Origin of the sequence: Niabella beijingensis (genome assembly GCF_020034665.1) — a bacterium.
GTDB classification, from domain to species: domain Bacteria; phylum Bacteroidota; class Bacteroidia; order Chitinophagales; family Chitinophagaceae; genus Niabella; species Niabella beijingensis.
In genome coordinates this window covers 592937-610458 of record NZ_JAIQDI010000001.1, presented here as the reverse complement: position 1 = coordinate 610458, position 17522 = coordinate 592937, and the positions used below count along the sequence as shown (strand labels likewise).

The 17522-nt window shown below is 47.9% G+C and carries 19 protein-coding genes; 7 read left to right on the top strand and 12 right to left on the bottom strand.

Translation table 11 applies throughout. The features are described from left to right. Nucleotides 1-2 precede the first annotated feature (2 nt). The 3 genes from hutI (at nt 3) to hutG (ending at nt 4456) form a co-directional block, all read left to right on the top strand. Nucleotides 3-1253, top strand: coding sequence for an imidazolonepropionase (hutI, locus tag K7B07_RS02545; protein ID WP_223707159.1), 1251 nt, complete (start codon nt 3-5; stop codon nt 1251-1253). Between the two features lie 160 nt (nt 1254-1413). Continuing rightward, on the top strand, nt 1414-3414 hold the full coding sequence (locus K7B07_RS02540; protein ID WP_223707157.1) for a urocanate hydratase: 2001 nt from the start codon (nt 1414-1416) through the stop codon (nt 3412-3414). Nucleotides 3415-3469: 55 nt separating this feature from the next. Beyond that, on the top strand, nt 3470-4456 hold the full coding sequence (gene hutG / locus K7B07_RS02535; RefSeq protein WP_223707155.1) for a formimidoylglutamase: 987 nt from the start codon (nt 3470-3472) through the stop codon (nt 4454-4456). 27 nt (nt 4457-4483) lie between these two features. Here hutG and K7B07_RS02530 read toward each other — a convergent pair whose 3' ends face one another. Together K7B07_RS02530 and K7B07_RS02525 are read right to left on the bottom strand one after the other, a co-directional pair. Further along, nucleotides 4484-5002, bottom strand: a complete 519-nt coding sequence (locus tag K7B07_RS02530; RefSeq protein WP_223707154.1) for a hypothetical protein — start codon at nt 5000-5002, stop codon at nt 4484-4486. Nucleotides 5003-5088: 86 nt separating this feature from the next. Beyond that, a complete protein-coding gene (locus K7B07_RS02525; protein WP_223707152.1) occupies nt 5089-6216 on the bottom strand; it encodes a 5-(carboxyamino)imidazole ribonucleotide synthase in 1128 nt (375 codons plus the stop codon). Between the two features lie 195 nt (nt 6217-6411). On the opposite strand from K7B07_RS02525, the gene K7B07_RS02520 reads away from it, so the two are divergent. Next, nucleotides 6412-6846 carry a carboxymuconolactone decarboxylase family protein gene (locus tag K7B07_RS02520; protein ID WP_223707150.1) on the top strand — a complete coding sequence of 145 codons (435 nt, stop codon included), beginning with the start codon at nt 6412-6414 and terminating at the stop codon, nt 6844-6846. Between the two features lie 73 nt (nt 6847-6919). On the opposite strand, the gene leuB is transcribed toward K7B07_RS02520, so the two are convergent. The 10 genes from leuB to K7B07_RS02470 form a co-directional block, all read right to left on the bottom strand. Beyond that, nucleotides 6920-7990, bottom strand: coding sequence for a 3-isopropylmalate dehydrogenase (gene leuB / locus K7B07_RS02515; protein WP_223707148.1), 1071 nt, complete (start codon nt 7988-7990; stop codon nt 6920-6922). A gap of 192 nt (nt 7991-8182) precedes the next feature. Continuing rightward, the gene (locus K7B07_RS02510) at nt 8183-8728 is read right to left on the bottom strand and encodes a hypothetical protein (protein ID WP_223707146.1); all 546 of its coding nucleotides are present in this window, start codon (nt 8726-8728) and stop codon (nt 8183-8185) included. Then, nucleotides 8725-10242, bottom strand: a complete 1518-nt coding sequence (locus tag K7B07_RS02505) for an alpha-isopropylmalate synthase regulatory domain-containing protein (protein WP_223707144.1) — start codon at nt 10240-10242, stop codon at nt 8725-8727. Before K7B07_RS02505 ends, K7B07_RS02510 begins: the two co-directional genes overlap by 4 nt. Before the next feature lie 113 nt (nt 10243-10355). Further along, nucleotides 10356-10952, bottom strand: a complete 597-nt coding sequence (gene leuD, locus K7B07_RS02500) for a 3-isopropylmalate dehydratase small subunit (RefSeq protein WP_223707141.1) — start codon at nt 10950-10952, stop codon at nt 10356-10358. A 50-nt stretch (nt 10953-11002) separates the two neighbouring features. Further along, on the bottom strand, nt 11003-11398 hold the full coding sequence (locus tag K7B07_RS02495; RefSeq protein ID WP_223707139.1) for a hypothetical protein: 396 nt from the start codon (nt 11396-11398) through the stop codon (nt 11003-11005). A 108-nt stretch (nt 11399-11506) separates the two neighbouring features. Continuing rightward, entirely contained in the window at nt 11507-12922 is a 1416-nt protein-coding gene (gene leuC / locus K7B07_RS02490) for a 3-isopropylmalate dehydratase large subunit (RefSeq protein WP_223707138.1), read from the bottom strand. A gap of 371 nt (nt 12923-13293) precedes the next feature. Then, nucleotides 13294-13794, bottom strand: coding sequence for a GNAT family N-acetyltransferase (locus tag K7B07_RS02485; RefSeq protein ID WP_223707136.1), 501 nt, complete (start codon nt 13792-13794; stop codon nt 13294-13296). 36 nt (nt 13795-13830) lie between these two features. Then, a complete protein-coding gene (locus K7B07_RS02480; protein ID WP_223707134.1) occupies nt 13831-13995 on the bottom strand; it encodes a hypothetical protein in 165 nt (54 codons plus the stop codon). A 101-nt stretch (nt 13996-14096) separates the two neighbouring features. Next, the gene (locus K7B07_RS02475) at nt 14097-14471 is read right to left on the bottom strand and encodes a PorT family protein (protein ID WP_223707132.1); all 375 of its coding nucleotides are present in this window, start codon (nt 14469-14471) and stop codon (nt 14097-14099) included. A gap of 157 nt (nt 14472-14628) precedes the next feature. Further along, nucleotides 14629-15330: a porin family protein gene (locus K7B07_RS02470; RefSeq protein ID WP_420847745.1), complete on the bottom strand. Its 702-nt coding sequence runs from the start codon at nt 15328-15330 to the stop codon at nt 14629-14631. Nucleotides 15331-15692: 362 nt separating this feature from the next. Here K7B07_RS02470 and K7B07_RS02465 point away from each other — a divergent pair, with 362 nt between their 5' ends. The 3 genes from K7B07_RS02465 (at nt 15693) to K7B07_RS02455 (ending at nt 17461) form a co-directional block, all read left to right on the top strand. Beyond that, nucleotides 15693-16532 carry an RteC domain-containing protein gene (locus K7B07_RS02465; RefSeq protein WP_223707128.1) on the top strand — a complete coding sequence of 280 codons (840 nt, stop codon included), beginning with the start codon at nt 15693-15695 and terminating at the stop codon, nt 16530-16532. A gap of 262 nt (nt 16533-16794) precedes the next feature. Then, nucleotides 16795-17148, top strand: a complete 354-nt coding sequence (locus tag K7B07_RS02460) for a helix-turn-helix domain-containing protein (protein ID WP_089766143.1) — start codon at nt 16795-16797, stop codon at nt 17146-17148. 22 nt (nt 17149-17170) lie between these two features. Next, a complete protein-coding gene (locus K7B07_RS02455) occupies nt 17171-17461 on the top strand; it encodes a helix-turn-helix domain-containing protein (RefSeq protein ID WP_166537405.1) in 291 nt (96 codons plus the stop codon). The last annotated feature ends 61 nt before the right edge of the window (nt 17462-17522 follow it).

The following is a 17522-nucleotide window of genomic DNA, read 5'->3' as shown; positions in this document are numbered from 1 at the left end:
TTATGAAGAATAATATATCCTATCAACTGACCGGTCCTTTCAGGGAAATAGTTACCCTGGCCGGACTTCCGCTTAAAGGCGCATTAAAAGATGAGGCCCTGCAGGTGATACCCAGCGGGGGGATCCTGTGGAGGGAAGGGATGATTGAAGCGGTTGGTGCTTTTGAAGCACTGGCAAAGACCCCCGGCGCCGTTATCACGGAATCAAGGACAGGGGGAGTGGTTTTGCCGGGCTTTATCGATATGCACACCCATATTGCCTTCGGAGGTACACGTGCGGATGATTTCGCGTTACGCAATGGCGGAAGCAGCTACCTGGAGATCGCGGAAAATGGCGGCGGTATCTGGAGCACTGTAAAAGCCACAAGGGACCTCGATCAGCAGGAACTGGCGCAGCTTACGGCACAGCGGGCGGATGCATTGCTGCGGCAGGGGATCACCACCATTGAAGTAAAAAGCGGTTACGGATTAAGTGTAGAGGAGGAATTGAAGAGTTTACGCGCGGTACAGGATGCCGGACGGATCGCCAAAGCGGATCTTATAGCTACCTGTCTTGCCGCACATACATTACCAAAGGATTTTAACGGACCGCCCGGTGCCTACCTGGAACTGATGGCCCGTGAATTGCTTCCGCTGGTGAAATCCGGCCAGCTGGCCCATCGTGTGGATGCATTTGTTGAAAAAGGTGCCTTCTCCGCAGCGCAGATCCTGCCGTATTTCCGGGAAGCAAAAGCACTGGGGTTTGCCATCACCGTGCATGCTGATCAGTTCAGCACTTCGGGAAGCGAAGTAGCCGTGAAGACCGGAGCATTAAGTGCGGATCACCTGGAAAGTGCAACGGAAAAAGCGATCGCGTTACTCGCGGGTTCTTCGGTCATTGCTACGGCATTGCCGGGTGCTTCCATAGGATTGGGCTGTGCCTTCGCACCGGCGCGGAAATTGCTGGATGCCGGTTGCAGCCTGGCGATCGCCACCGACTGGAATCCTGGATCGGCACCCATGGGTGCTTTAATGACGCAGGCCTCCATACTCGCCTGTTTTGAGAAGCTGACGAATGCTGAAGTACTTGCGGCGCTTACCTTCAGGGCCGCAGCAGCACTGGCCCTCCGGGATCGCGGGGTGCTCACATCCGGTTATAATGCTGATTTTATATGCTACGACGCAGACAGCTATAAAGAGATCATTTATCAGCAGGGGCGGTTGCAACCGGTGCAGGTATGGAAGAACGGTGTGTGTGTGATGAATAGGGAGTAAAGAATAGCAAGAAGGGGAACCGGAAAACAGGAAGCGTTAAGACAGGTATGGCCAGCGAATGATCACCCGTGTTCCCTAAAGACGAAAAGAAACAGATATTACCCAATGCTGATAACTAAAAGCTGATAGCAGACAGCTCGATTCTCAATTCTAATAAACAATGACATTTAAAGAAGAAATACAACAGGGTATACCGGAAATACTGCCGGAGCCGAAAGCAGCGGATCCCGGTCTGAGCCATGCACCAAAACGTAAAGCCATTCTGAACCGTGATGAACAACAGCTGGCACTGCGGAATGCATTACGTTATTTTCCCGCTGCCTGGCATACGGAACTGGCAAAAGAGTTTTTGCAGGAGCTGCATATGTATGGCCGCATTTATATGTATCGCTTTATGCCGGAGCATCCGGTATATGCGCGCTCCATCGACCAGTACCCTGCCCATTCGCAACAGGCAGCAGCCATTATGCTGATGATCCAGAATAACTTGGACCCCGCCGTGGCACAGCATCCGCAGGAGCTGATCACCTATGGCGGCAACGGTGCCGTGTTCCAGAACTGGGCACAATACCGGCTCACCATGCAGTATCTTTCTCAGATGACGGAAGAACAGACATTGCATATCTACAGCGGGCATCCTATGGGGCTTTTCCCTTCTTCACCTGCAGCGCCCCGGGTGGTGGTCACCAATGGCATGATGATTCCCAATTATTCAAAACCGGATGACTGGGAACGCTTCAATGCATTGGGCGTAACGCAATATGGACAAATGACCGCAGGGTCCTATATGTACATCGGTCCGCAGGGCATTGTACACGGAACCACAATTACAGTCATGAACGCCTTCCGCAGGCAATTAAAGCGGGATGCGGATTTCAGCGGAAAACTTTTTCTTACCTCCGGACTCGGCGGCATGAGCGGTGCACAACCCAAGGCCGGAAAAATTGCCGGGTGTGTAACCGTATGTGTGGAAATAAATCCTGCCGCGGCACAAAAACGGCACCGGCAGGGATGGGTGGATGAATTGCTGGAGGATATGGAAACATTGGTACAACGTACCAGGAAAGCACTGCAACAAAAAGAGGTGGTATCGCTGGCTTATATCGGAAATGTAGTGGATGTGTGGGAACGGTTTTATGAGGAGGCTATTTTTATTACCATCGGCAGCGACCAGACCTCTTTGCACAATCCCTGGTCCGGCGGCTATTATCCCGCTGGGCTTTCATTTGAGGAAGCCAACCGGCTGATGGCGGACGAGCCGGACCTGTTCCGTGAAAAGATAAAGACTTCCCTTGTCCGGCAGGTAAAGGCCATCAACCGGCATGTGGTAGGGGGGACTTATTTTTTTGATTACGGAAATGCTTTTTTGCTGGAGGCCGGCAGAGCGGGTGCTTCCGTGTTTGCAGCAGACGGAACCACTTTCAGATACCCTTCCTATGTGCAGGATATACTGGGTCCTATGTGTTTTGATTATGGCTTCGGACCCTTTCGATGGGTCTGCACTTCCGGTAAGGAAGAAGATCTTGCGGTTACGGATCAGCTGGCGCTGGATGCAATGATGGCATTGAAGGAAGAGGCACCGGCCGGCATATACCGGCAGCTGGAAGATAATATCCATTGGATCCGGGAAGCAGCCCGGAACCGGCTGGTAGTGGGTTCACAGGCACGCATCCTTTACGCGGATGCAGCAGGACGTATACGGATCGCCAGAGCCTTTAATGAAGCGGTGCGGAACGGATTGCTGACGGCGCCTGTTGTGCTGGGGCGTGATCATCATGATGTCAGCGGCACGGATTCTCCTTACCGGGAGACCAGCAACATCTATGACGGCAGCCGTTTTACGGCAGACATGGCCATCCACAATGTGATCGGAGACAGCTTCCGTGGTGCTACCTGGGTGTCCATACACAACGGTGGTGGCGTGGGATGGGGCGAGGTGATCAACGGCGGATTCGGGATGGTGCTGGACGGGACCGCAGCGGCAGACAGCAAACTGACTTCAATGCTGTTCTATGATGTGAACAATGGTATCGCACGCCGGGCCTGGGCCCGCAACCCCGGAGCGATGGAAGCCCTGGAGCGTGAGCTGGAACGTACACCATTGCTGAAGGTGACGCAACCCAGCTTGGTGAATGATGAAGTGCTGAAGGCATTGTTCTGACGGGGCTTTCAGCAACCACATATATCTCAGATCTCAAGTCTCAAATTCAAACCCCATGATCAACGGATATCAACCACCAACAACAGAAAACTGGCAGGGGCGTATTGATGGTACCGGGCCCGCCTGCCAACGCTGGCACCAGGTAATGCAGCTGCTGGATCTGAATGAGACGATTACAGCAGATCTGGCAGGAGCTTTTGTGTTGCTTGGATTTGCCTGTGATGAGGGCGTGCGCCGCAACCAGGGAAGACCGGGAGCTGCCGCGGGACCCGGAAGCATCCGTACTGTTTTAAGAAACCTGCCGGTACATCATACAGCGCAGGTTATGCTCTATGATGCCGGAAATATCATATGTGAAAACGATGATCTTGAAATGGCACAGGAGCAGCTTGCCGCAGCGGTCAATGCGATTCTGGAAAAAAAGGGGTTCCCTGTGGTACTGGGTGGCGGACATGAAGTGGCATACGGCCATTTTAAAGGGATCCGCCGGAGCAGAAGGAACAATGATATTACAGGCATCATCAATTTTGATGCACATTTTGATCTGCGGGAACCGGGCGTATCAGGAGCGAACTCCGGTACCGGCTTTTACCAGATCGCAAATGACCTGCAGGAGCAGGGCGCTCTTTTTGCCTACCTGCCTGTGGGCCTACAACAGATCAGCAATACGCTACAGCTGTTTGAGACGGCAGGAGCACTGGGTGTGAAGTATATTGAAGCAGCCGCGATGTACGACCTGAACCTGCCATCCCTGGAACAGCAGGTGCAGGCATTTCTGAACCATGTGGATGAAGTTTACCTGACCATCGATCTTGACGTATTTGCTGCAGCTTATGCGCCCGGGGTAAGTGCTGTTGCATTTAATGGCATTACACCGGGTTATTGCTTCCTGTCGTTGTTGCAGCAGATTTTTCAGTCGGGCAAGCTGGTGTCCTTTGATATCGCCGAGCTGAATCCCGGTTTTGACAAGGACCAGCGAACGGCCAGACTGGCTGCAGAACTGATCTTCAGACTTGTCTGTACCATTGATGCTTCTCAATAATCGTGCTGGGCTGTTTTATAACAGAAATTACATCTTTACAGCTGTTGCCGGAGATAGATCATTGAACGCTGTTTTACCATTGGCCGCCGGTGCATATATCCGTGTTATTTTTACCAGCCTGTTATACCGGCGTTGTGCATACTGGTATTTGGGCCGGGCCGATGTTTCAACCGATACCTGTACATTGCCGGAAGTATCGATCCGGTAACTGTCCGGATCCGCAACGGCCTGGTTATCGACGATCACCAGGGTGCGGCGGGTTAGGGCAATATTGCGGAGCAACAGGAAGTGCCCGAGCGATAAGGTATTCCGGGAGGCTTTTGTTTTGATGCGGACGATGCTGTTTTCACCATATTGTGCAGTGGCGGTAAAGGCGGCCGCTCCTTTTAACAGGGTCAGGGAGCTGGCACTGTCGGCAGGGGGCTTTCCGGTTGCCGGTTCCTTGTCCGGAGTTTCAATGTATGGCCCGTTCTGTGCCTGCAAGGGATTCTGCATGCTGCCCGGCAGTATGCAATTCATCAATAAAATAAAAAGTGCTTTTTTCATAGCAACCGTTTTTAATAAAGCAATTCCCGGAGGGATAATGATACAGCCACCCGGATACAAACAATACCGGGCCCGGCTCAATGACCTCAGCCTTTTGAAATGACTGCCAGTCCGTGTTTGATCTTGTTGGCCTTGTGCAACAGATCGGCTTTTTCATCACTGATCACGGTAACATGCCCCATTTTACGACCGGGCTTGGTCTGGCGTTTTCCGTACAGGTGGAAAAATGCATTTTCGATTTTCAGCATTTCATCAAGGCCTTCGTAAAATACATCACCGGAATGCCCCTCCTTACCCACGATGTTCAGCATGACAGAAGGCATGATCGCCTCTGTATTCCCCAGCGGATAATTGAGCAGGATCCGCCACACCATGTCAAACTGGGAACTGTAATGAGCTTCGATCGTATGGTGTCCGCTGTTGTGGACCCGTGGGGCTGTTTCGTTGACAAGGACTTCTCCGCCGGGTGTAACAAATAATTCCACGGCAAAGATCCCCGGAGAATTGAAATTTTTTACAGTGGAAAGCGCAATAGCTTCTGCTTTCCAATAGGTCTTTTCTTCCAGATCCGCCGGACAGAGCTGGAAGTCGAGCAGGTTTAACCCTTTGTCAAAGATCATCTGAACGGCAGGGTAGATTGCTATTGCACCGGTCTGGCTGATGGCGATCAGCATCGCGATTTCTTTTGCCACGTCCACTTTTTTCTCCAGTACGGACATGGCATCAAAACCTTTTGCAACATCCTGTTCCGTTTCCATGATCTGCACACCCCGGCCGTCATAACCGCCTTCGGCGATCTTATGTACTGCGGGAAAAAAAGGAACCTGTTCTGCCAGTTCCTGTATGTTATGTGTAAGGATGTACTCGGCGGTGGGTATCTGGTGATCGGTATAGTATTTTTTTTGTGCGGCCTTGTTGCGGATGGTGCGCAATACAGCGGGACGCGGGATCACCTTTACCCCTTCCTTTTCCAGCGCTTCCAGTGCATCCACATTTACGTTTTCGATCTCGATGGTAAGGGCATCCAATCCTTTCCCGAACTGGTATACGGCATCATAATCCCTGATATCGCCTTTTACAAAATGATGGCAGAGATGCGCGGCAGGACAATGCTCGTCATTTTCGAGGACATATGTTTCCACCGGATAGTTCGCCGCTTCCTGTAGCAACATTCTTCCCAATTGGCCACCGCCAAGAATACCTGTTTTTTGCATGGCGCAAAGATATGAGATTTGGGATTTGAGCAACCAGATTTCAGCGATCAGCTTTCAGACGCCTGATGCCGGATCGCAGCTGAATGCAAAGAACTGACGGCTGAAAGTTCAATTCCCGATCCTCAACTCTGAATGCTCGGTTCCCCTTTCCCGATCCCTGATGACCAGGAATATCATTATTTTAGCACAAAAAATATGCGTATTGATTATGCGGCGACAGCCCCCGACGGATATAAAACCCTGCTGGCGATGTATGGCTACCTGAAAACAACGGATCTTGCACCGGTGCTGCTGCATATCGTTTACCTGCGTGTTTCGCAGATCAACGGATGCCCTTATTGTGTAGACCTGCACTGGAAAGATGCGGTGCGGGAAGGGGAGGAGCCCAGAAAACTGAACGGGGTTTCCAACTGGAAATACATGCCTTTTTTTACACCGGCCGAAAAAGCCGCGCTGGCACTGGCGGAAGAAATGACCCTGCTTCCGGGGCAGGAGGTGAGTGCCGCTGCTTTTGAGGAAGCACGTCTGCATTTTAATGATAAGGACCTGACGGACCTGAGCCTGGCCATCGCTCACATGAATATGCTGAACCGGGTAGCCATTACGTTTCACAAGCTGCCGGCAAAATAGAGCGCGAAACGAAATAAAAAAGCGGACGACAGCGCCCGCTTTAATCATATCCGTCTGCTTTTCAGCAGGTAATTCAGATCCGTTTTAAAAGCTCCTCCCCAATGGCATCGGTGCCAAGGATCATTTCTTTTGGAGTAGCAGCGTCGGCAATATCACCGGTACGGAATCCGGCTTTCAATACCTGGTCTACCGCGCTGATCAGGTCTTCACTCTCCTGTTTCAGTCCGAATGAAATATCAAGCAGCAATGCGGCAGACAAAACAGATGCCATCGGATTGGCAATGCCTTTCCCTGTGATGTCGTGCGCCGAACCGTGAATGGGCTCATAAACGCCGGTACCATCACCAATGGATGCGGAAGCCAGCATACCCATAGAACCTGCGATCTGGGAAGCTTCGTCGGTAAGGATATCCCCAAAGAGATTGGCGGTAACCACCACATCAAAACGTTTGGGATCTTTTATGAGCAACATGGCGGTAGCATCCACAAACTGGTGCTCTACCTGTACTTCAGGATATTCTTTAGCCACCTGCTGTACCACTTCGCGCCAGAGGCGGCTGGTTTCAATAACATTTGCTTTATCTACCGAACATAATTTTTTGTTACGGGTCATTGCTGCATCAAATGCCTTGCGGGCAATGCGCTCCACCTCGAACCGGCTGTATTGTGCAATGTCAAAAGCAGTATCGCCATTGTCCTTGCGGCCTTTTTCTCCAAAATAGATATCGCCTGTAAGCTCCCGGAAGAACAGGATATCCGCACCCTTTAAGATCTCGGGCTTAATGCTGGAAGCACCCAGGAGCTCATCAAATAATTTGATAGGCCGCAGGTTGGCATAAAGCCCCAGTTCCTTGCGCATCTTCAGCAAACCCTGTTCCGGCCGCACTTTGGCGGAGGGATCATTGTCGTATTTGGGATGCCCTACAGCACCGAACAATACCGCATCGGATTGTTTCATTTTTTCCAGACTTTCATCAGGAAGCGGGTTGCCGGTGGCCTCGATGGCTGCATGCCCGATCAGGGCCTCATCATAGGAAAATTCATGGCCATACTTTTCGGCGATCCTGTCCAGTACTTTTTTACCTACCGCTGTCACTTCCTGACCGATCCCATCCCCGGGAACAATGAGAATATTTTTTTTCATGTGTCTGTTTTATTTGATTTTAGCCATAAGGCCTGTTTTATTAGAAATTTTTCAAAAAGCCTTTCTGGCGGGCCTCTAAGTTAAGGAAGCCGACCTGTTTTGTAAAAAAAACTATAAGCAATTTGTATGCCCCTGCTATCGTGATGGTCCGCGCTGCGCGGCTTCCGGAGCGCAGGGCAGATCGGTCCGGCATTACCATTTCCAGTTCAGCAGCTCCTGATAGGGCTTTTGTTGCTGTTCCGCAATCGCTTGCAGCAGTTGCTTTACCGCACCGGGGTCCTGTATCCTTAATTTGGGTATAAAGATCATAAAACCCGCGCTGCGCTTTATAAAATAATAAGTACCTGTTTCGAATATGGCTTCCGTTTCCCTGGTTGAGAACCGGAGGGAATGCAGCTCGGTGTTTATCTGTAACTCCTCATCAGAAATGTCAAGGGTAACATATTTATTAAAATTTGCAGAAAAGGTTTTCTCGGCATAAGATGCATAAAAGTTCCTGTACCTGATTTTCAGATACCAGCCGCCGAAGACCATGAACACCACTCCTGCTGTCGCAAAATAATAGAGCGATCCGTTTCCGGATCCACTTTCTTTGAAGAGAAATCCCAGCGCAATAAATACCACTCCGTACAACAATCGCTTTCTCCTGATGTTCTCCCGGATATTGGATACTACAGCTGCTGAGAACAGGGTGTAATAGATATAATCTTCTTTATCCGTCCGGTATTCCAGGCTCATATCAGGTTCAGCATTTTTTGCGTGGCCTTGATGGCGGCAACGGTCTGGTCGCTGTCGAGCCCGGTAGTAGTGAACTCGCGTCCATTGTGGTTCCAGGTAATGATGGTCTCACAAAGTGCATCCGATTTTCCTCCCGGTGGTATGCGGACAATATAGTCGCTCAGTTTGGCGAGCGGTAGTTTTTTTTGCGTATAGATCTTGCGCAGGGCATTCATAAAGGCATCGTACTGACCATCGCCCTGGGCATTTTCCTCCACTACACCGTCTTCGAATTTAATACGGACGGTGGTGGACGGGCGCATGTTCTTGGAATGGGTCAATACATAATTTTCAACATGTACCTTTTCTGCAGCGGTATTGCTGTCCAGCACGTCCGAGATGATAAAAGGCAGATCGTCCTGGGTTACGGTCTCTTTTTTATCACCCAGTTCGATAATGCGCTGGGTTACTTTTTTCAGGTCTTCATCCGGTAACTGGATGCCCAGCTGCTGCAGATTATTTTCGATATTGGCCTTGCCCGATGTTTTCCCCAGCGCGTATTTCCGTTTACGTCCGAAGCGTTCGGGCATCAGGTCATTGTAATAGAGGTTCTTTTTTTTGTCGCCGTCTGCATGGATGCCGGCCGTCTGGGTAAAAACATTCTCACCTACTACCGGCTTGTTGGGGGAGACGCGGAATCCCGAAAAGGCTTCTACCAGCTTGCTGATCTTGTACAATGCCTTTTCATTGACGCTGGTCTTGACATCTTTCTGAAAATCGTTCAGTACGGCTACGATGCTGGCCAGCGGCGTATTTCCGGCCCTTTCACCCATGCCGTTGATCGTAAGGTGCAGTCCGCGGGCGCCGGCTTTTACGGCTTCCAGCGCATTGGCCACTCCAAGGTCATAATCATTATGGCCATGAAAATCGAAATGCAGCTGCGGATAGCGTGCTGTGATCTCGGAAATATAGGCCTGTGTTTCGGAAGGGATCAGGATGCCCAGCGTGTCCGGCAGCAATACCCGTTTTACCGGTTGCCTGGAAATAAAATCCAGGTACTGGAAAACATACTCCTTGGAGTTGCGCATGCCATTGCTCCAGTCCTCCAGGTATACATTGCAGTCGATGCCTTTTTTCTGGGCCTTTTTTATAACGGCGGCAATATCTTTAAAATGTTCGTCAGGAGTTTTTTTGAGCTGATGGGTAAGATGATTCAATGAGCCCTTGGTGAGGATGTTCATCACTGTTGCCCCCGCTTTCTCTACCCAGTTGATGGAGGTGTCGCCATCCACAAAGCTGAGTACTTCAATTTTATGAAGATGCCCGTTTTCCTTTGCCCAGTCGGTGATGCGTTTTACGGCCTGGAATTCACCTTCCGAAACGCGGGCAGAGGCGATTTCGATCCGGTCTACTTTTACTTCCGTTAAAAGCAGTTGGGCAATCGTTAGTTTTTCCGTTGCTGAGAAGGATACACCGCTGGTCTGTTCACCATCCCGCAGCGTGGTATCCATTATTTCGATCGGTCGTTGTTTCATTTTTTCCGGTGTGTTACCTGATCCCGACGAAGGGTGCACTAAAACGATGGTGTCCTGCTTCGTCAGGCTCAGTAGGACACCGTTTTTAAGAGGTCATAAAGCGGATGGCCTGACTAGTACAGACTTTTATCCGCAAATGCGCTGATCTCCTGTTTCATGGATTGTAAATAGTCGATATCATCAAACCCATTCATCATGTTGTGCTTTTTATAGGAATTGATGTCGAAGCTTTCTTTTTCCCCCGTAGCGAGGATGGTGATGGTCTGCTCCGGAAGGTTCACTTCTATTTCTGCTTTGGGATCTGCTTCAATGGCCTTAAAGATCTTATCGAGGAATGCTTCGCTTACGGTAACCGGAAGCAGACCGATATTGAGCGAGTTGCCTTTGAAGATATCTGCAAAAAAGCTGGATACCACGCAACGGAACCCATAATCATAAATGGCCCAGGCTGCGTGTTCGCGGCTGCTGCCGCTTCCGAAGTTCTTGCCACCCACCAGGATCTTACCGGAGTAAACAGGGTTGTTTAAAACAAAGTCCTGCTTGGGGGTATCATCATTACTGTACCGCCAGTCGCGGAACAGGTTGTCGCCAAAACCCTTGCGCTCCGTGGCTTTCAGGAAGCGTGCGGGAATGATCTGGTCCGTATCTACATTTTCAATGGGGAGGGGGACTGCTGTTGCTGTTAATACTGTAAATTTATCGTATGCCATTTTTTAAATTATACATTAAATATTATACTTTCAAATGTTGAGCATCTTTATTAGATCGTTACTGTCCAATCTATGCCCATACCAATTCTTTTTGTTTTTACCCGTTTGTCTTTTTTCTTCAGATAAATACTGTCGGTCTTATTGACAATAATTGCAAATTGCTTTGATGGTCCGTTAATTCCCCCGTTTACGATTACCTGTTGTTTTGCAGGAATGAAAAACGAGTAGGAGAGATCCTGGTAGTTCTTTTTAACAGCGATCTTCGGACCCGTATTCGGCAGGGTACTCACCGAATCCGGATGGTACCGTAGCGCGTTGTTATCTGCAATTAAAACATCCATTTGTTTATCTTCTGAGGAATCGTTTCTTGCGATGACCCTGTACATCGGGTCACAAGAGACCGTGAGAAAAATAAGAAACAATAATAAGAAACGAACTATGTCCATATTTATACGTGTATTCCTCATCACAGAGCACCGGAAAGATTTATTTGCGATAGTCCAAGTGTGCGACGCAACGCAGCTGCCATGGATACTGCTGCCCGGACAAAAAAATTATGCCGGAACTTCCTCCATAAGCTCGCGCGGATCTGTTACCACACCGGTTACGGCTACTGCGGCAGCTACATAAGGACTGGCGAGCAGGGTGCGCGCACCGGGACCCTGGCGGCCTTCGAAATTACGGTTGCTGGTGCTTACCGCGTATTTGCCGGCAGGTATCTTATCTTCATTCATCGCCAGACAGGCAGAACAGCCGGGCTGACGCAGTTCAAAACCCGCATCGGTTAAAATATCCAGGATGCCTTCTTCTTTGATCTGTGCTTCCACAATATGCGAGCCGGGTACAAGCCAGGCGGTGATATTCGCTGCTTTCTTTTTGCCTTTTACGATGGCTGCAAATGCGCGGAAGTCTTCGATGCGGCCGTTGGTACAGCTGCCCAGGAATACATAGTCGATCTTTTTACCCAGCAATGCTTCACCCTCTGCAAAATCCATATAGGCCAGTGATTTTTTATAAGAAGCTTCACCATCCTGAACTTCGGAAGCTTTGGGTATATGGTGGGTGATGCCGGTTCCCAAACCAGGGTTGGTTCCGTAAGTGATCTGCGGCTCGATATCGGCTGCATCAAAATGAAGTTCTTTGTCGAATACCGCGCCTTCGTCGGTCTTCAGGGTCTTCCAGTAAGCGAGGGCGGTATCCCAGTCGGCTCCTTTTGGAGCTTTATCCCTTCCGTTGATATAATCAAACGTGGTCTGGTCAGGGGCGATCATACCACCACGTGCGCCCATTTCTATCGACATATTGCAAACGGTCATACGGCCTTCCATGCTCATCGTTTCAAATACCTCACCGGCATATTCAGCAAAGTAACCGGTGGCACCACTTGCCGTGATCTGAGAGATCATATACAGGGCCACATCTTTCGGAAGTACGCCTTTCCCCAGTTTGCCATTAATGGTAATGCGCATTTTTTTGGGTTTGGGCTGCATGATGCACTGGGAAGAGAGTACCATCTCCACTTCGGAAGTACCGATCCCGAAGGCGATACAGCCAAAGGCCCCGTGTGTTGAAGTGTGTGAGTCGCCGCAAACGATGGTCATGCCCGGCTGGGTGATACCATTTTCGGGCCCTACCACGTGTACGATGCCATTCTTGGGGCTGCCAAGCGCCCAGAGCGAAATGCCGTATTTGGTCGCATTGCTGGAAAGCGCGGCCAACTGGTTTGCTGATAAAGGATCGCTTACCGGCAGGTGCTGGTTCAGCGTGGGGGTGTTGTGATCGGCGGTAGCAAAGGTCCGTTGCGGATACATTACCGGAACGCCTCTTGTTTCAATGCCAAGAAAGGCCACGGGGCTGGTCACCTCATGGATAAAATGGCGGTCAATAAACAAAACATCAGGGCCATCCTCAATATGGCGTACCACGTGGGCATCCCACACCTTATCAAACAAAGTAGTCGCGTTGCTCATTATAAATCTTAAATGGTTTAAAATATATCCAAATGAATGTCTGTAAAATTAGACAAATTTTTAATGGAATAGCACAAGCGGGGAGGCCTATTTAAGGATCTGCCGTTGTTGTTGGAATTTTTGGAAAATGTAAAACACCTCCGGGTTTTGCAGGGTATACGCCCGGGGAGCAGGATTTAATGAAATGTGGTAATTATTTGATAATCAGTTGTATGTGAATGTTTGATGGCTTTGTGATGATCCGGGTTGCCGGATTTGTCCGGTTTCAATAACCGGCATTTGGCAAGCGTAGATCCGGATGGAATTTGATAGCGCAGGGGAAGGGGCTGAACCCTCCTTCCGGAGCCTGAAGCGGGCGGGGAAGGAGATGGTTAAAGATGTTTCCGCAGCTGGTAATCGTTCATAAAAAAGCCGTTACCGATATCGATATCTTCGGTTTTTATGACCTCGTAGCCCTGGCTTTTATAAAAGCCGAGCGCCTTATTGTGGCGGTTCACATTCAGGTAAAGGTATACCGCTCCATAACCTCCGGCAACAGCCTCCATGGTTTGCAACTGGTATTTGCCAAGGCCTTTTCCATGCAGTCCCTGCGAAAGGTAGATCTTATGCAGTTTCCAGGAGGTGGGGTCTTTTTGTTCAATCGCCGTATAACCGGCATCCTTTCCGTCGTGGTTCAGGATAAAATATTCCACGCCGCGGTCCATTTCTGCTTCCAGTACCGGAAGGGCATACATGCGGTCCAGCATATAAGCGATCTGCGGTTCGGTAAGGATTTCTTCAAATGCCTTCGGCCAGATATCCAGCGCCAGCTGATGAATGACGGGCGCCTCGTGTCGGGCGGCTTTTCTTATGGAAGTTTTCTCCTGCTGCATACTCATCAAAGATAGGGAAGGAGCGATGGACTTGTATCAGAGGTTATAACCAACCGAAAGACTGAGTCCCCGGTTGCGGAACTCCTCCCGGGTCATTTTCCCGTTTTCTTTCGGGGCGATATTTCTCAGTCCGGCCTGTGCAGTCAGCTGCAGGTAGAACCTGTCAAGCAGCATCATGCCGGCCAGCAGGTTCAGGCCCACATCAGTACGTTTCCCGTAATTGAATCTCCGGTCATGAGGGTCCTGTCTGTCGATATTGGTATATTCGATGGTACCGGTATTCCACCCCGGCGAATTGTAGTTCAGTGTCCATCTGCCGCCGATGCCGCAGGCAAAATAAGCCCCGGCACCAATGTAAAACCGTTCCGCATCAGACAGGGATTAATGCTGAGTATGCCCGCACCATCATCGTCTTCATAATCCTGCCGGTAGCCCTTTGTCGTAAATGAAAGACCGGTTTGCAGGTACACATTGTGCCGCTGGAGTTCCACGGGGATCAGGGCGAGCAACCCTAGGTTATAACCGGTGTTGAACTTATTATCGATCGGAGTGCTGTTGCGGCTCTCTTTCCAGCTCACTTTTGAAAAATTGATACCGGCTTTCAGGCTCACTTTTGTCTGGGAACGGGCAGAACACCAGCAGGAGAACAGCAGTATTAGGATAAATGGATACTTCATAAGCAATAGTTCGTTGAATTGAATGGATCAATATTTTCAGGATCAAGTTACTGCTATTTTAGCCGTGCCGGGGATCAGCGGATTAAAAATTTTGGTTAAAATTAAAAGCCACCCCCGGAGGGGTGGCCTATGTTTCATGAGTTCGGGACTAAGGGTTTTAGAATTTATATCCAACGGAAATTCCAAATCCGGTATTTTTCATTTTTGCGTCTGGTTTGTCACCATTCACTTTGGGAACGATATTCAGCAGACCTAATTGCCCGTTCAGCTGAAAGGACAGTTTGTTTGCAAATTCATACCCCACGAGCAGGTTAGCACCGGCATCAAAAGGTTTACCATAAATTTGTTTGTCACCACCAGAGGCATCTTTTGTGTCATTTTTAAATTCCAGTTTGCCATCAGTGCTGATAGAATTATTACCGCTGGAGACCTTGCTATCCCATTTTCCGCCGATACCATAGGCTACATACGGACCAGCACCCAGTAACAGTTTTCCTGATCCCAGTTCCGGCTTGTAAAGGAAGTTTACAGGAACCTCAATATAGGAAGCGGAAACCTTAGAGTTTGTGTTTGCATTGCCACCGAAATAGCTGTTGTCTGTTTTAAAACCTTTTGTGCTGAACAAAGCACCCGGCTGTACATAAAACTCATCAGCCACCGGGATATCAAATGTTACTCCCGCATGGAAGCCCGGGTTCAGTTTAGTGTCCACTTTATTATTATCTGCATCTTTAATGGTGGCGTTTGAAAAATTCGCGCCCGCCCGGATACCGATCTCCACCTGTGACATGGCTGCACCGGAAATGGTGACCGCTGCAGCGACCATTAATGTCTTCAAAAAATAATTCTTCTTTTTTATAAAAAACATTAGAAAACTCTAAGCGAGTTAATACAGAGTAGATTACGTTAAGGAGGTTTGTTATAGGTAACGATTTAGTAATGGTGCTCATTGCACTCACTTTCAGTGGTTTTCTCCTTGTAACTCAACGCAAATTTACAAAATATGAATAACATCTTTTGTGCTAAGCAGATTGTTTGCTTTTTAAATTTGATATAAAACAAATAACATTCAGTATTATATAGAGAAAAGTAAACCCGTATAAGAAAAAAAATCTTACCCAACTTGGGTGTAACTTGGGAAAAAGAGCGATTGATAATCCCAATCTTTGTATAGAGCAATTCTTCAATTGCAATTAGTATTCTAACAAAAACTATATTGCCATGAAATACTCTTTACATAAAATCATAGACGATGTAAGTCAATATGAAATCAAAATTGTGAATGAGGCATCTGGATCTTTGGACGAGGCACTCAAAATGATTAGCTATTTGCAAGAAGTCCTTATCGCATTTAAAGCATCTGTCGTCAAAGAAGGTTTTGATAGTGAATGGGAAGAAATCAATTTTTTCAGGAACGTCAAACCTGGTGTTCTCTGTAAACTGATTTATTATAACAAGGTTTATCGTATTGAATGTGCCTGCCCTCTTGGTAGCGGGAAAATATACAGAAACTATTTTTCCAACCAAATAAAAGAACTCAAGCAGGAATTTGAAGAGAATATTTTTAATTCCGAATTCTACCGATACTATCGGTCGGGAAGAAATGACCGAGACCAAACCTTTTTCAGATTGGGCAATATTAATCTCTATGATGGGTTGAACAGCTTTGTTTTTGAAATCGACCATCACTTTTCCACTTATTATGATTATAAAGTTGCACGCATCATAGCCAACGATCTGCTCCAAAATTATTTGCATCTTAAAATAGATTCAATCGAGGACAGTAACTTTAAGGATGAAGAAGCCACTAAAGACATTTTTTGGACGAGTAGTAAAAATGCCCTTGTAGAACTCATATATGCGATGTATGCTTCAGGAGCTGTGTCACATGGAAAAGTGGGGATAAGAAAACTAAGCATGATAGCGCAGATAGTTTTTAGTGTTTCGTTGGGTGATCTTCATCATGCGTTTCACCGTATGAAAACAAGAGCAGGTTCCCGGACAGCATTTTTAGATCATCTCAAAATTTCTCTCGAAGAATACATGGATAAAGATCTTTAGCCATTTTATACAGCTTACATTCAAAAAAGTTAAAAGCAGTACCAAAACGTACTGCTTTTTCTTTTACCCATATGTGCCAATTGGCAAATGTTAGCAAAACTCCTTTCTAAAACCCCTCTAATGCCTTGAAAACTCTATAAAACGAGGGTTTTTCCTAATTGTGAAAATTTCTAAAAAAACAGCCAAACCAATTGGTAAGGCTTGGCAGACAAACCCTGCCAAACTACTCAATTTTGCATAAGTGACATTAAAGAGTTGTGCAATGAAAATTATAACAATTGAAGAAGAGGCATGGAAACAGTTGAACAACCGTATCAATGCCATTGCCGATTACCTTAAAAGACAGGAGGAAAATAGCTACGATGAGCTATGGTTGAATAACCATGAGGTATGCCAATATCTGCATATCAGCGAAAAAACCCTATGGCGAATGCGTACCAAGGGTGAGATAGCTTATTCAAAGTTTTATGGACAATATTTCTATACCATAGGGGCTATCAAGGATATGCTAAATGCCAATGCTGTACAAACCAGTGACGAGTATGTAAAAGAGCTGATGGCAAGAGGCAAAAGCTATATCGAAAAAGGCAGAAAGTTGAATACTGGCAAGCAATAACACTACCATTAAACATATGAATATGAATATCGACAGAATTGAATTTATAGCGTGGATGGAGCGTATTTTAGAACGTCTTGATCTATTAAAAGAGCATATAGATGAAAGCAAGAGAAGCCGTAACAGTATAGACGGTGAAGAATTATTGGATAATCAGGATTTGCTACAGATGTTGAAAATAAGTAACCGCTCATTACAACGGTATCGCTCCATCGGTAAGCTGCCTTACTATACAATTAGCGGAAAACTCTACTACAAACTATCGGATGTACACCAGTTTATTAGGGAAAGTTTTAATCCTCCCGCCAAATAAATAAAGCCAAACTGTGACAAATGCTGCCTTTAACTGCCAATTGTCCTAAACCAATGAACGC